Annotated in this window: 14 protein-coding genes; 9 read left to right on the forward strand and 5 right to left on the reverse strand. The window is 64.9% G+C overall.

The genetic code is table 11. The features are described from left to right. Nucleotides 1-9 precede the first annotated feature (9 nt). From BOO71_RS14585 to BOO71_RS14595, 3 genes are read left to right on the forward strand one after another with little or no spacing between them, the layout of a single operon-like run. Entirely contained in the window at nt 10-1065 is a 1056-nt protein-coding gene (locus BOO71_RS14585; RefSeq protein ID WP_075833626.1) for a CobW family GTP-binding protein, read from the forward strand. Nucleotides 1066-1113: 48 nt separating this feature from the next. Continuing rightward, nucleotides 1114-1359 carry a 50S ribosomal protein L28 gene (gene rpmB / locus BOO71_RS14590; protein ID WP_029477324.1) on the forward strand — a complete coding sequence of 82 codons (246 nt, stop codon included), beginning with the start codon at nt 1114-1116 and terminating at the stop codon, nt 1357-1359. Then, nucleotides 1356-2249, forward strand: a complete 894-nt coding sequence (locus BOO71_RS14595) for a metal ABC transporter solute-binding protein, Zn/Mn family (protein ID WP_075833628.1) — start codon at nt 1356-1358, stop codon at nt 2247-2249. The genes rpmB and BOO71_RS14595 overlap by 4 nt, the downstream gene beginning before the upstream one ends. A 116-nt stretch (nt 2250-2365) precedes the next feature. Here the strand turns inward: BOO71_RS14595 and BOO71_RS14600 are convergent, their stop codons facing one another. From BOO71_RS14600 to BOO71_RS14610, 3 genes are all read right to left on the reverse strand, one after another. Then, the gene (locus tag BOO71_RS14600) at nt 2366-2680 is read right to left on the reverse strand and encodes a hypothetical protein (RefSeq protein ID WP_075833630.1); all 315 of its coding nucleotides are present in this window, start codon (nt 2678-2680) and stop codon (nt 2366-2368) included. Then, nucleotides 2677-4377, reverse strand: a complete 1701-nt coding sequence (locus BOO71_RS14605; RefSeq protein ID WP_075833632.1) for a PhoX family protein — start codon at nt 4375-4377, stop codon at nt 2677-2679. Before BOO71_RS14605 ends, BOO71_RS14600 begins: the two co-directional genes overlap by 4 nt. A gap of 99 nt (nt 4378-4476) precedes the next feature. Then, on the reverse strand, nt 4477-5274 hold the full coding sequence (locus BOO71_RS14610) for a GNAT family N-acetyltransferase (protein ID WP_075833634.1): 798 nt from the start codon (nt 5272-5274) through the stop codon (nt 4477-4479). An 84-nt stretch (nt 5275-5358) separates the two neighbouring features. On the opposite strand from BOO71_RS14610, the gene BOO71_RS14615 reads away from it, so the two are divergent. From BOO71_RS14615 to BOO71_RS14625, 3 genes are all read left to right on the forward strand, one after another. Then, nucleotides 5359-6081, forward strand: coding sequence for a metal ABC transporter ATP-binding protein (locus BOO71_RS14615; protein ID WP_075833636.1), 723 nt, complete (start codon nt 5359-5361; stop codon nt 6079-6081). A gap of 264 nt (nt 6082-6345) precedes the next feature. After that, on the forward strand, nt 6346-7155 hold the full coding sequence (locus tag BOO71_RS14620; RefSeq protein WP_075833638.1) for a metal ABC transporter permease: 810 nt from the start codon (nt 6346-6348) through the stop codon (nt 7153-7155). 189 nt (nt 7156-7344) lie between these two features. Continuing rightward, complete coding sequence (locus BOO71_RS14625; RefSeq protein WP_254843172.1) at nt 7345-8952, forward strand: ABC-F family ATP-binding cassette domain-containing protein; 1608 nt, start codon at nt 7345-7347, stop codon at nt 8950-8952. Between the two features lie 39 nt (nt 8953-8991). Here the strand turns inward: BOO71_RS14625 and BOO71_RS14630 are convergent, their stop codons facing one another. Beyond that, nucleotides 8992-9528, reverse strand: a complete 537-nt coding sequence (locus BOO71_RS14630) for a hypothetical protein (RefSeq protein WP_075833640.1) — start codon at nt 9526-9528, stop codon at nt 8992-8994. 72 nt (nt 9529-9600) lie between these two features. Continuing rightward, a complete protein-coding gene (gene lepB, locus BOO71_RS14635) occupies nt 9601-10194 on the reverse strand; it encodes a signal peptidase I (protein WP_075833680.1) in 594 nt (197 codons plus the stop codon). 203 nt (nt 10195-10397) lie between these two features. On the opposite strand from lepB, the gene BOO71_RS14640 reads away from it, so the two are divergent. The 3 genes from BOO71_RS14640 (at nt 10398) to BOO71_RS14650 (ending at nt 13111) form a co-directional block, all read left to right on the forward strand. Then, the gene (locus BOO71_RS14640; protein WP_075833642.1) at nt 10398-10739 is read left to right on the forward strand and encodes an FKBP-type peptidyl-prolyl cis-trans isomerase; all 342 of its coding nucleotides are present in this window, start codon (nt 10398-10400) and stop codon (nt 10737-10739) included. A gap of 233 nt (nt 10740-10972) precedes the next feature. Beyond that, nucleotides 10973-11752 (forward strand): DeoR/GlpR family DNA-binding transcription regulator, encoded by a 780-nt coding sequence (locus tag BOO71_RS14645; RefSeq protein WP_254843173.1) that lies wholly within the window; start codon nt 10973-10975, stop codon nt 11750-11752. Between the two features lie 48 nt (nt 11753-11800). Next, nucleotides 11801-13111 carry an extracellular solute-binding protein gene (locus tag BOO71_RS14650; RefSeq protein ID WP_075833644.1) on the forward strand — a complete coding sequence of 437 codons (1311 nt, stop codon included), beginning with the start codon at nt 11801-11803 and terminating at the stop codon, nt 13109-13111. Nucleotides 13112-13183: the final 72 nt, after the last annotated feature.

Below are 13183 nucleotides of genomic sequence, written 5' to 3' on the forward strand. Positions count from 1 at the left end.
TACCAATCGATGACCTTCCCTGCCTCTCCATCTGTGCCCATCACCGTGCTGTGCGGTTTTCTGGGCGCGGGCAAGACCACGCTGCTCAACCACCTGATCCGCCAGTCCGGCGGTAAGAAAATCGCTGTGATCGTCAACGAATTCGGCGCAGTCAACATCGACGCCAGTCTGGTGGTCAAGACCGACGAGCAGACGATTGAGCTGTCCAACGGCTGCATCTGCTGCACGCTGCGCGGCGATCTGCTGCTGGCCGTGGAAGACCTGCTGGACACCCGCACGCTGGACGCCATCCTGATCGAGTCCACCGGAATCGGTGAGCCGCTGCCCATCGCCCAGAGCTTCTGCCTGACCCCCGAGGAACTGGAGATCGAACCCGAACCCGGTCAGGCGGCCATTCCTAATCTGCTGGGGCGGGTGCATGTGGACGCGATGGTGACGGTGGTGGACAGCGCCCAGTTCTTTGACCTCTGGAACCGCCAGGACACCATTCCCGGCGACGACTTCGAGCGGGGCTTCGGGGAACTGCTGGCCGAGCAACTCGAATTCGCCGACATCGTGGTGCTGAACAAAACCGATCTGGCTGCCCCGGACGACGTACAACAACTGCGCGAACTGGTGGGCATCACCAATCCACGCGCCCGCCTGCTGGACGCCCGGCAGGGTCAGGTGGACGTGGCCGAGGTGCTAGACGTGGGGCTGTTCGACTTTGATCAGGCCAGTCAGATGGACGCCTGGATGGCCGAACTGGAAAAGGAACACACCCCCGAATCCGAGACCTACGGCCTGGGCACCCACATCTACCGCGCGGCCCAGCCCTTCGATTCGGCGGCCCTGCAAAAGGTGCTGGTGGGAGGTCTGCCCCGGAACGTGATTCGCAGCAAGGGCTGGGTCAACCTGGGCGACGGCGTGGCCACCCTGTGGAACCACACCGGGCGGCAACTGGCGCTAGAAACCGCCGGAGAATGGCATGACCCCGCCGAGGCATTCAGCGAGATTGTATTCATCGGACGTGATCTGGACGGGGCCGAGCTTGACCGGCTGCTGGAAGGGGCCGTCTCGCGCTGATCTCTGCCGCCCTTTTTTCCCTCCCCAACATCTCCAAAGGAGTTTCAAATGAGCCGTGAATGTTATCTGACAGGCAAGAAGAATCTGGTGGTCAACAGTGTGATCCGGCGCGGCAAGGCGCGGGCGGCGGGCGGGGTGGGCCGCAAGGTCACGGGCGTCAGCAAGCGGGTGCAGAAGGCCAACCTGCAAAAACGCACCATCCGCGAGGGTGGCGTGGTGAAGACCGTCTGGCTCAGCGCCCACGCCCTGCGGACGCTGGTGCGCGGCGGCTTCAAGCAAGTGGAGTTGCTGTGAGGGGTCTGATTATTCTGGGTCTGCTGGGACTGGCGAGCGCTCAGGCCGCGCCCCTGCAAGTCAGCGTGTCCAACAGCATCCTGGCCGATTTCGTGCGGAATGTCGGCGGCGCGCGGGTCAGCATCAACGAGATCGTGCCTGTCGGGGCCGATCCGCACAGCTTTCAGCCCTCTGCCAGCGTGATCCGGGGTCTGGCGGGCAGCCGGGTGCTGTTCGTCAACGGGGCGGGGCTGGAGCCGTGGCTGCCGCAGGTGCGCGCCTCCGCACCGTCGGTGCCCGTCCGCACCGTGACGGACGGCCTGAAACTGCGTGCAGGTGGCGCAGAGGCAGGCGAGGAACATGCCGGAGAAGAACACAGCGACTTCGATCCGCACGCGTGGTGGGATCTGGGGCTGGCGGCGGGCTATGTGAAAAATATCCAGAGCGTGCTGACGGCCCTCGACCCGGCAGGCAAGGCCAGTTATGCCAGTAACACCGCCGCTTACCTGGGGAAGCTGAGTGAGGCCGATGCCTACGCGAAAAAGCAGTTTGCCACCCTGCCCGCCAGCAAACGCCAGATCGTGACCAACCACGACGCCCTGAATTACTTTGCCGCCCGCTACGGCCTGAAGCTGGTGGGCGCGGTGATTCCCGGCCTCAGCACCGAGCGCGAGCCGAGTGCGCGCGAACTGGCGACGCTGATCACGGCGGTTAAAAAGAGCGGCGCAAAGGTGATCTTCACCGAGAACACGGTAAACGTCCGTCTGGCGCAGGCGCTGGCCAAAGAAACAGGCGCGAGGATTGCCCCGCCGCTGTACACCGACGCGCTGGGACCGAAAGGCAGCGCGGGCGGGACGTTCCTGAAGGCGCTGCGCTTCAACGTGGATGAGATGGTAGGGGCGCTGAAATAACAGGAGCGCCGTTTGACTTGCGCTTGCTCCGAGTGAATCAACAGACCTGCCCCGCGTGACTTGCGGGGCAGGTCTGTTGACTGGGTTCCATGCTGGTGGACTGCGCCGCGCTCTGCCTATCTGGCCAGCCAGCCCCAGCCGCGCAGGTGGGTTTCAAAATCCTCCAGCAGTGCGCGTCCCCCTGCCTGCTCGTCGTCAGGCAGGGAGGCGAGCCAGACCTTCGCCCCGGCTTCCGGGAAAGCTGCGCCAAGGACCGGATCGCCGAGCGCGTCGCCCAGGGCTTCCAGCCACGCCTCGGACCGGACTTTACGCCACGGCTCCTGGCGGGTCAGCTCATTGATAAAATCCTCGGCAGCGTCCGAGAAGCGGGCCGGGCGGCCCACGATCCACGGCGCACTGGTGCGCGGCCAGGTGGTCACGTGGGCGGTCATGCGGTCCAGCCTGGGAAGCCCTCGATGGCCACTAGCGTGGGCCGGGGCACCTTGCTGCCCTGCGCCGCCGCGAAGTTGCTGGTCAGTTTGTCCAGGCTCTCGCTGTCCTCGCCAGGATGCTGAACGGACAAGAACAGCGTCTTGCCGTCGGGCGAGAATACTGGGCCAGTCATTTCGGCATCTATCGGGCCGACGGCAAAACGGTAGGCCTTGCCCGCGTCCGGCCCCTCTGTGGGGAAGAAGAACATGGCGTTGTTGCCGTGGTACTCCTTGATCGGGTTGGTGCCCAGATCGCTGTTGTCCGTCACCATCCACAGGTTGCCGTAAGGATCGAACACCAGGTTGTCGGGGCTGGCAAAACCGCTCTGCGGGCCGCCGTAGGCGAAGACTTCCCACAGAAATTTCTCGGCGGTCAGGTCATCCCTGTCTTCACGGAATTTGATGATGTGGCCGAAGTAGTTGCCGTGCTTGCTGTTGTTGGTCAGCGCGGCGTACACCTCGCCTGTGCGCGGGTGAATTTCAATATCTTCCGGGCGGTCAACGGGCGTGCCGCCAATCGCCAGTGCGCTGGCGCGGGCGTCGGCCAGCACCTCGGCCTGACCCGCAAACAGGGCCTTGCCCGCGTCATCTTTGGCCTCTTGCAGTTTCTTGTTCCTGTCGTAGTCCAGCAAAATCCAGGTGCCGTTGCCGAAGTTGGCAACGTACAGATCGCCCTCTGCCAGCAGATCACGGTTGGCGGCGCGGTTGGCCGGGTTGTACTTGCCCCGACTGACAAATTTATAGATACATGCGTCCTGCATGTCGTCGCCCATGTACACCACCACGCGGCCATCCTGGGCCACTTTCACGGCGGCGTTCTCATGCCGAAATCGGCCCATCGCGGTGCGTTTTTTGGGCATCCAGTCGGCATCAAACGGGTCAATCTCCGTGACCCAGCCCTGGTGCATGGCCTCGTAGCCGCTGCCCGGCCAGGCTTTGGTATAGCCGTCCACGTTTTCCTCGCAGGTCAGCAAAGTTCCCCACGGCGTCTGACCGCCGGAGCAGTTGCCCACCGAACCGCTGACCACGGTGGCTCCCTTGACCGGCGCAGTGCCGCGCACCGGGCCAGTCAGCTCGATTTTGGTCATGGCGTCGATCCGGCGGTTGCGGGCGTCGGGAATCACCTTCCAGGTCTGGCCGTCCTTGCGAACCCGCACCACGCTCACGCCCACCGATTCCATTTCCTTTTTGATCTGGGCCGGGGTGCGCTCTTTGGTATTGCCGCCCACGAACAGGGGATTGACGTATTCGTGGTTGATGGTGAGCAGGGCGTCGGTGGCGCTTTGTCCCCCGGTCAGCATGTCTGCCGGGAAGTAACCAATAAAATCATGGTTGAAGCCGATTTCGCGGCCATCCGCCGTGAACGTTTCCCCCCACGGGGCCAGCACCTGGAAGCGGTAGCCCGCAGGCAGGGTCATCGTATCGGCGCGGGTTGGCTCAATGGGCCGGAAAGGTGCCACCGTCTGCGGCTTGAGTCTGGTGGGATCGGCATTGACGGGCGCGCCATTGTTGGCTGCCGCCTGTGCGTCACTGAACGCGACGGGCAGTGTCAGGGCCGCTGCGCTCGCCGCCGCCGTTCCCAGGACATTGCGGCGCGTGATCTTGGCGTCCAGGAGGCGATGCCATAAGCTCTGCTGCGGCTGAGGTTGTGATGTCATGAAACCCAGTCTGGAGGCGACAGGTCAGCTTTTCTTCAGTTTGAAGTCAGGCGACGGTCAGGTCATTTGATGGGGCAGAGCCAGTCGTGTCAGCCCAGGTCAGCGCCGCCAGACATACGGCGTCGTGGTGGTGACCGCCAGCATTCCACTGCGCTCCAGAATCGGGCGGGAGAATTCGGTGGAGTCGCTGTGCAGATAGCGCATTCCCCGCTCAAGTGCAGACTGGGCGCGGGCAGCGGTGAGGGCGCGGTAGATGCCCCGCCCACGCCACTCTGGAAGCGTACCGCCACCCCACAACCCGGCAAATTCAGTGTCCGGGATGACTTCCAGGCGACCCACGCAGACCATCTCCTGCGCGGTTTCGGCCACCCACAATTCCACCCTGCCCTCGCCCTTCTCGATGCGGCGCATCAGCTCATCCGCGCCAGATGGCTGCCCGAAGGCGAGTTCCTGCGCTCTGGCGGCCCGCACCACATCCGGGTAAGGGTCAGGTTGATTGTCGATGCGGCGCAGCGTCACGCCGTCTGGAAGATGCATCGGCCCGGCCAGCGAACTCGCCTCGCCCAGCATGACGGTCTCGGCGTCCTCGGCCTCGAAACCCTGCGCGATCAGGCGCTGGGGCAGATCGGCGGGCGCGTCGTGACCGCGCGTCTTCCACTCGAAGGACGTGATTTGCGGATCGGCGGCGTAATGCGCGACGGTCTGCGCGATCAGCTCATCCAGTGCCTGCCCGGTCAACCCATTCAACGAACGGTAAGAAACAAACCCCCGGTCTCCGAATCTGCCGCGCCACAGCGGGCCTGCGCGGTCCACGCTGTCGGCAGACAGCATCTCGGTCCCCTCGCGCAACTGGGCGTCGTAAGCGGTCAGCAGGCTTGCTCGGAGGTCGGCGTCCATGCCTCAGCCTAATTCGCCTGGACCTGTCCCCTGCTTCTTGATAACCCACTCGCAATATCGCCCCAGCAGGAGTAAGCTGCCGCCGTGCTGGGCGTTGAACATCTGACCGTCAAATATGGCTCGCAAGTGGCCCTTGAGGACGCCACCGTGCGCTTCGAGGCCGGAACCTTCTCGGCGATCATCGGTCCCAACGGCGCGGGCAAATCCACGCTGTTGCGGACGCTGGTGGGGTTACTGCCGGACTACGGCGACGCCGTGCATTTCGACGCGGGCCACACCGCGCAGGACTGCATTTCCTACGTGCCGCAGCAGCAGACGCTGGACTGGGGCTTTCCGGTCACCGTCTGGGACACGGCGATGATGGGCCGCACCGGACGCCTGGGCTGGCTGCGCTGGCCGGGCCGCGCAGACCGCGAGCGGGTGGCGGCGGCGCTGAAGGAAACCGGCGTGTATGACCTGAGACACCGCCACATCGGCGCGCTCAGCGGGGGCCAGCGCCAGCGCGTGCTGCTGGCCCGCATGCTGGTCCGTGACGGCCACCTGCTGCTGCTGGACGAACCGCTGACGGGGGTGGACGCCACGACGCAGGAGCAACTGATGGCCCTGCTACGCGCCCAGGCCGACAAGGGCCGCGCTGTGGTGATGGTCACGCACGATCTGGAACAGGCCCGGCGCTGGTGCGATCACCTGATTCTGATCAACAGGCGCGTGGTGGCCGACGGCACGCCCGCCGAGGTCTACACCCCACAGAATATCGAGGCGACGTTCAGCACCTCGCACCTGGGGCATACGCATGCGGAGGCTTGAAGATGAGAGAAGTCCGTGGGTCTTTTTTGAGATAACGGCCTGCCCGGTGGCCCCCCCTCCCAGCCTCCCCCACAAGGGTGGAGGAGTTCAAGACTCTAGAGCGTGTTTTGAAAGTCGTCTCATGTTTAGTGGGCAGCGTCTGGAAGGCGTTTGCGGTTCCCCCCTCCCAGCCTCCCCCGCAGGGGGGGAGGAGCTGAAAGCGCGTGTTCCTGGGACTCGCAGAAATCCTGAAAGGCTTTTGAAACACGCTCTCAAACCCAATCCATGAACTTCCTGACTGATCCCCTGCAATTTGATTTCTTCGTGCGCGCGCTGCTGGCCGTGTCGCTGGTCAGCGTGCTGTGCGCCCTGGTGGGCGCGTGGGTGGTGTTGCGCGGCCTGAGTTACATCGGGGACGCCATGAGCCACGCGGTGCTGCCAGGGATCGTGGGGGCGTTCCTGTCGGGCGGCAACCTGTTGCTGGGCGCACTGGTGGCCGCCGTGCTGACTGCCCTGGGCATCGGCGTGGTGGGGCAGCGCAGCGGCCTCAAGCAGGACAGCGCCATCGGCATCGTGTTCGTGGGAATGTTCGCGCTGGGCATCGTGATGCTGTCGCGGGTGCCCACCTTTACCTCAGACCTGAGCCATTTTCTGATCGGCAACCCGCTGGGCGTAACCACCGCTGACCTGTGGGGCGCACTGGTGGTCACGCTGGTGGTGGGCACCGTGCTGTACGCGGTGCAAAAGGAACTGCTGCTGGCCTCCTTTGACCCCACCGAGGCGCGGGCGGTGGGGTTGCCCGTGCGGCGGCTGGAAAGCCTGCTGCTGATTCTGATCGGTCTGGTGGTCGTGCTGACCGTGCAACTGGTAGGCACCACCCTCAGCGTCAGCCTGCTGATCACGTCCAGCGCCACGGCCCGCCTGCTGGCCCGCAGCCTGCCGCGCATGATCGCGCTGGCCGCCGCACTGGGCATCGTGGGCGGCGTGGTGGGTCTGTACCTCAGCTATTACCTGGATACGGCGACGGGCGCAACGATTGTGCTGGTCAATACGGCGGTCTTCCTGCTGGTGCTGCTGTTTCGGCGCAAGGAGTGAGTGCAGGTGCGCCATCTGGCCTAGCCGCGCCCGCCCGCGATAAACTCATGCCAACGCTTCCGGGCTTCCCGGCGTTCACCCCCGTCCATTCAAAGGATGTTCCAAGTTGCGCCTCACCCTCCTGTAATCACGGTTTGAATCGCCTTCCCACATTGTCTGGGACGGCCTTCGCCTACAGGGGGTTGTGTTGTGTTGTTGCGTGCCACGGAAGTCGCCCGGATATACGGCGACGAGACGATTTTTGAAGATGTGAATATAGAGATCGGAGCGGGCGAACGCCTCGCCCTGATCGGAGAGAACGGCAGCGGCAAGAGTACGCTGCTGCGCGTGCTGGTGGGGCTGGACACACCAGATGCGGGGACAGTGACGCGAATGGGCAGGCTGGCCCTGCTGACCCAGCACACCCAGACGGAGGCGGGGACGCTGCTGGACGCCGTGACCCCGCCAGAATTGCGACGGGCGCAGCAGGTGTTCGAGATGGTCTCCGCCGCACTGGGCAACGCCGACGAAGCTGGCCTGAACGCCTTCGCGGAAGCCGAGGAAGCGTACCGACTGGCGGGGGGCTACGATTTTGAGGCGCGGGCGGCAGGCGTGCTGGACGGCCTGGGGCTGGATTCCGCGCTGGACAGCACCCAGTTGTCGGGCGGCCAGACCCGCCGCGTGATGCTGGCGCGGCTGCTGCTCTCCCCCGCCGACGTGTATCTGCTGGACGAACCCACCAACCATCTGGACGCGGACGGCGCGGCGTGGCTGGAAGGCTGGATTCGGGCATCGGACGCGGCTTTCGTGCTGGCGAGCCATGACCGCGCCTTTCTGGACGCATTAGCAACCCGCACGGCGGAACTGGAACGCGGCACCCTGACCACGTATCCCGGCGCTTACACGGCGGCGATGGACCTCAAGGCGACGTTGCGTGAGGCCCAGGAGCGCGATTACACGGCGTTCAAACGCAAACGGGCGGCGCTGGAGGAGGAGCAGCGACGGCAGGCCAGCAAGGGCGGCGTGGAGGAAAATCGGCGACGTGCAAAGGACAGCGACAAGTTCCGTTCCACCCATAAGGCAGAGCGGGGCCAGCAGATTTTCTCGGCCAGGGCGAAGGCCATGCAAAAACAGATCGACCGTCTGGACGCCGTCGCCACCGCCAGACCCTTTCAGGACCGCCGCACCGTGCGCCTGGATTTGCCCCCGGCTCCGCACGGCCCCTCCGAAGTGCTGACCGTTCGGGATTTAGGGGTCTGGCGCGGTGAGAACGGGATTCTGGACGGCATTCGCCTGGAGATGCGGCGCGGCGAACGTATCGCCCTGACCGGGCCGAACGGCGGCGGCAAAAGCACCTTGTTGGGCGCACTTCTCGGCACGTTGCCGCATACAGGAGAGATTCGCTGGGGGCCGGGCCTGACGGTGTACGCGGCGGGGCAGCACGGCGAGGAACTGTCCAGGCTGGAGACCGTGGGCGACGCCCTGCTGGACGCCAACCCGGACCTCACGCCGCATCAGTTGCATGAAGTTGCGGCGGGGCTGGACCTCCCTGGCGGCCCCACCTTTCCTCTGTCCGGCCTATCCGGCGGCCAGCGCACCCGCCTCACCCTGGCCCGCCTGAGCGTCACGCGGGCGCAGGTGCTGGTGCTGGACGAGCCGACAAACCATCTGGACATCCGCGCCATCGAGGCGCTGGAGAGGTTGCTGCTGAACTTCCCCGGTACGGTCCTCCTCGCCAGCCATGATCGGGCACTGATCGGGCGGGTGGCGACGCGGGTGTGGGTGGTGGACGGCGGCGAGGTGCAAGAAAGCATTTAGCCGCCAGAAAGCCGTTTCCTGGCGACCAGACCAGCCTCCTTACTGAAACCGCAGCGTCGCCAGCACCTTGGTGAACAGCGCATTGGCTGCCGCATACCGCTCAGGCGAGTCGGTGAGCTGGAAGGAGTACAGATTCCGCGCGCCGTTGCCGTACCACACGCGAATGCGGAGTTGGCCCTGCGGGTGGGTCACGCTGTATTCGCGCTCGGTGCCGCCCACGCCGCCGTAACGGGCGTCCTTGCTGGACAGTTGCTTGATGGTCACGCCGCTGGACTTGAGGCCCGTCTCGAACTTGCCGAATTCGGTGTTCAGGTCCACCGCCTTGCCCTCTTTGGGCATGAACAGCAGGCGGATCAGCGTGGCGGGCGGGGCCTTGGCCGACACCAGACTGACGCCGGACGTGCCGTCGGCAAAATCCGCGCCCAGCCAGCCCTGCGGCAGACTGACCTTGAAGGGCAATTTGGGATCGCTGAACGGCACCAGCGTCTGTGCGCCCGCCGTACCCAGACTGATGGGACCCAGACTGGCGGTGCCCAGGGTCAGCGCGGCGGCGGCAAGAAGAAAAGAGGCTTTCATACCCAGGACGGTAGCAACCCAGGGTGAGGACTTGCCCCGCCGCGTCATCAGGAGGGCGTCATCGGGGGACCGTCAGCGCCGGATCAACCCTGGCTGGGGCCACAGGCGCAGATCGGCGGGTCCGGCCACGTCGCGCAGGTCCACCGGGCCGTACACGCGGCTGTCCAGACTGGACCCCAGGCGGCGGTTGTCGCCCATCACCCAGACCTTGCCCGGCGGCACCGTCAGCGCGGGCTGATCGCGCAAAAACCCCTCGCTGGCGTAGCTCTCGGCCAGCACCTTCCCGTTGACCACCACGCGCCCGTCCTGAATGGCCACCGTATCCCCCGCCAACGCCAGCGCCCGCTTGACATTGTACGGGCGGTGGCGGACGCCCCAGACCGTCTCGTAGCTGTACGGACTGTCCGCCGGGGCCTTGAAGATCAGCAGATCGCCGCGCCGGGGGTAAGCGGTGGGCAGGCCCCAGGCCCGCAGCCAGCGCGGGTATTTCAGCAGCAGCAGCGCGTCCCCGGTGGCCAGCGTTTCCTGCATCGAGTCGCCGTCCACCCGCGCCAGCGTTCCCACGAAGGTGGTCAGCAGATAAACGGGCAGCAGCGCGCCCAGAACCCAGGTGCGCCAGGCCCGCCGCCAGGGGCTGATAGAGGATAAAGAGAGGGCGGGTTTCACGGCTGCCCAGGCTAGCAAACACGCCGTTCAGACGCTTTCTGCCGCAAAAAGTCTCATTTTTGCCATAGAAAGCGTCTGAACCCTCCTGCACGGGATCGGCTGGCCTTATAGAACACGTATGACGCACTGGCGGGCGTGTTCAGGATTTACCGTCACTTCAGAGATTGGGGGAAACCCAAGGGACAGGCTTTACCCTGCGTGACATGAGCGCCCCCGAACAGCCCCAACTCCAGGTCGAGAAGTACGAAGAGGGAACCGGTATCCCTGCACAGACGGGCAAGATGGTCCGGGTACATTACACCGGCATGCTGGAAAATGGTCAGAAATTCGATTCCAGCCGTGACCGGGGCGAACCCATCGAGTTTCCGCTGGGCGTGGGCTACGTGATTCCCGGCTGGGACCAGGGCATCGCGCAGTTGCGGGTGGGCGACAAGGCCAAACTGACCATCCCGGCCTCTCTGGGGTACGGCGAGGCAGGCGTGCCCGGCGTGATCCCCGGCGGCGCGACCCTGATCTTCGATGTGGAACTGGTGGACGTGCGCTGAGTCCTGTGCGCTAAATCCCGTGCGCTGAGTCCACAGCACCCCCACCTGCACTTCTCGCCCCCAGCCGCTCGCGTGGTCTGGGGGCGAACTGCTGACAGCGCCAGATGAACGGCTGGGGGCAACAACGGCTGGTCGCAGAGCAGAGAACCCGGAATAGGGCCACTTTACACTCTTGACCTGTGGGTATCTATACCGTAAACTCCGAAAGCAACGAAAATTAGGCGCTAGAGGAGGTGAGTTTGATTCAGGCCCGCAGAGGCGAAATTCTTTCGCTGGCACAGCAAAATGGTGAAGTTTCCGCTTCAGATCTTTCAAAACTTCTGGGGGTTTCGGAAGTCACGGTTCGCAGCGACCTGAAGGCCCTGTCGGATTCCGGGCAACTGCGGCGCACGCGCGGCGGGGCGCGGCTGCCCCTGGAGCTTGAGCGTCCGTTTCTGCCGGGCGAGACCTCTCTGGAAGAAACCAGCCGCAGGCACTCGGCGGCCAAACGGCGCATCGGGCGGGCGGCAGCGGGCCTGGTCCAGAACGGTGAAACGGTGTTTCTGGACGTGGGCAGCACCACCACCGAGGTCGCCCGCGCGCTGTCACCCACCCTGCGCGGCGTGACCATCATCACCAACGGGCTGAACATCGCCCTGGAGCTGGAACGGCTGCCCAACGTGCGGGTGATCGTGACGGGCGGCACCCTGCGGCCCCTGCAACACTCGCTGGTCAGCCCCTACGCCCTGGAGGTGCTGGGACGCATCCACGCGGACCGCCTGTTTCTGGGCTGCAACGGGGTGAGCGCCACGGCGGGCGTGACCAACGCCAACCACGAGGAAGCCGAGATCAAACGGGTCATGGTTCACCAGTCACGCGAGGTTGTGGTGGTGGCCGATCACAGCAAGCTGGGCCAGATCAGTCAGGCGCAGGTGGCCGCCACGGGAGCGGTGCGTACCCTGATCACCGACAAGTACGGCACCGGACCGCCTGCCGATCTGCTGAACTGCATTCCCGATCTCCGAATCGTTTAGACTCCCCTTCCACCTTAATTCAACACTCATCCTCACCGGAGGTTTTCCATGAAGAAACTCGTACTGTCTCTGTCCGCCCTGCTGCTCGCCGGTTCCGCCCTGGCCGCCGATCCCGTCTTTCCCAAAGGCCCCACCAACAAGATCACGCTGGAAGTCTGGTCCTGGGTGCCGGGACTGGACAAAACGGTGGCGTCCTTCGAGAAGGCGTACCCCAACATCAAGATCAAGATTCTGAACCTGGGCGGTGGCCCGGCCACCTACACCAAGCTCCAGACCGCCATCAAGGCCGGCGCAGGCGCGCCCGACGTGGCACAGGTGGAATACGGCTTCCTGCCCGCCTTCGCCGACACCGGCGGTCTGGCCGACCTGAGCAAGTACGGCGCGAACGACTACAAGAAGTACTTCGTGCCGTGGACTTGGGGCCAGGTCAGCCCCGACGGGAAGGCCGTGTACGCCATTCCGCAGGACACCGGCCCCTTTGCGATGGTCTACCGTGACGACCTTCTCAAGAAGTACAGCATCGCCGCCCCCAAGACCTGGGCCGACTATGCCAAGGCCGCCGCCACCGTCAAGGCCAAGAGCAACGGGGCCGTCAAGTTCGGCAACTTCTACGCCACCTTCGCGCCGTGGTTTATGGCGCTGGCCTGGGCCGATGGCGGGCAGTTCTTCAAGCGCGACGGCGACGGCTGGGTGCAGACCCTGAACAACCCGGCGGCCAAGAAGTCGCTGAACTACTGGAACACCATGATCAAGAAGGGCGAGATCGGCACGCTGGTGGGCTTCAGCGCCGACTACTGGAACGCGGCGGGCGCAGGCAAGCTGGCCACCAACATGGAAGCGGCCTGGGGACCGGGCGGCTACGCGGGCAGCCTGGGCGACAAGTCGGCGGGCATGTGGCGCGTGTCCCCGCTGCCGCAGTGGACGGCGGGCGGCAGCATCAAGAGCGGCAACTGGGGCGGCAGCAGCAACGTCGTGACCACCCAGAGCAAGAACCCACAGGCAGCCACGCTGTTCGCGCTGTGGCTCAACCTGTCCTCCACGGCCATCACCGCCGACTGGAACAACGGCGGCCTGTTCCCCGCCAGCGACGCGGGCCTGAGCCTGCCCGCCCTGGCCGTGACCAGCAAGAACCCCAGCAAGTTCTTCGGCGGCCAGAACATCAGCAAGGTGTACGCGGAGGCGTCCCGTGGCGTGAATGTCAACTTCGAGTGGGCACCGTGGTTCCCCTTCGTCAACGACAACTACACCAAGCAGATCGACCGGATGCTCAAGGGTCAGCTCACCCCCGATCAGGCGCTGGACGCGTGGCAGGCCGAGTCGCTGGCCTACGCCAAGCAGAACGGCTTCACGGTCAAGTAGGGCTGACGGTGGATGGCCGAAGGGAAGTTTCGAGCCTCCCCAGTCCACCCGCCTGAGCGCCTTGACCGTCCG

Source organism: Deinococcus marmoris (genome assembly GCF_001949125.1).
In the GTDB taxonomy this organism is placed as follows: Bacteria; Deinococcota; Deinococci; order Deinococcales; family Deinococcaceae; genus Deinococcus; species Deinococcus marmoris_A.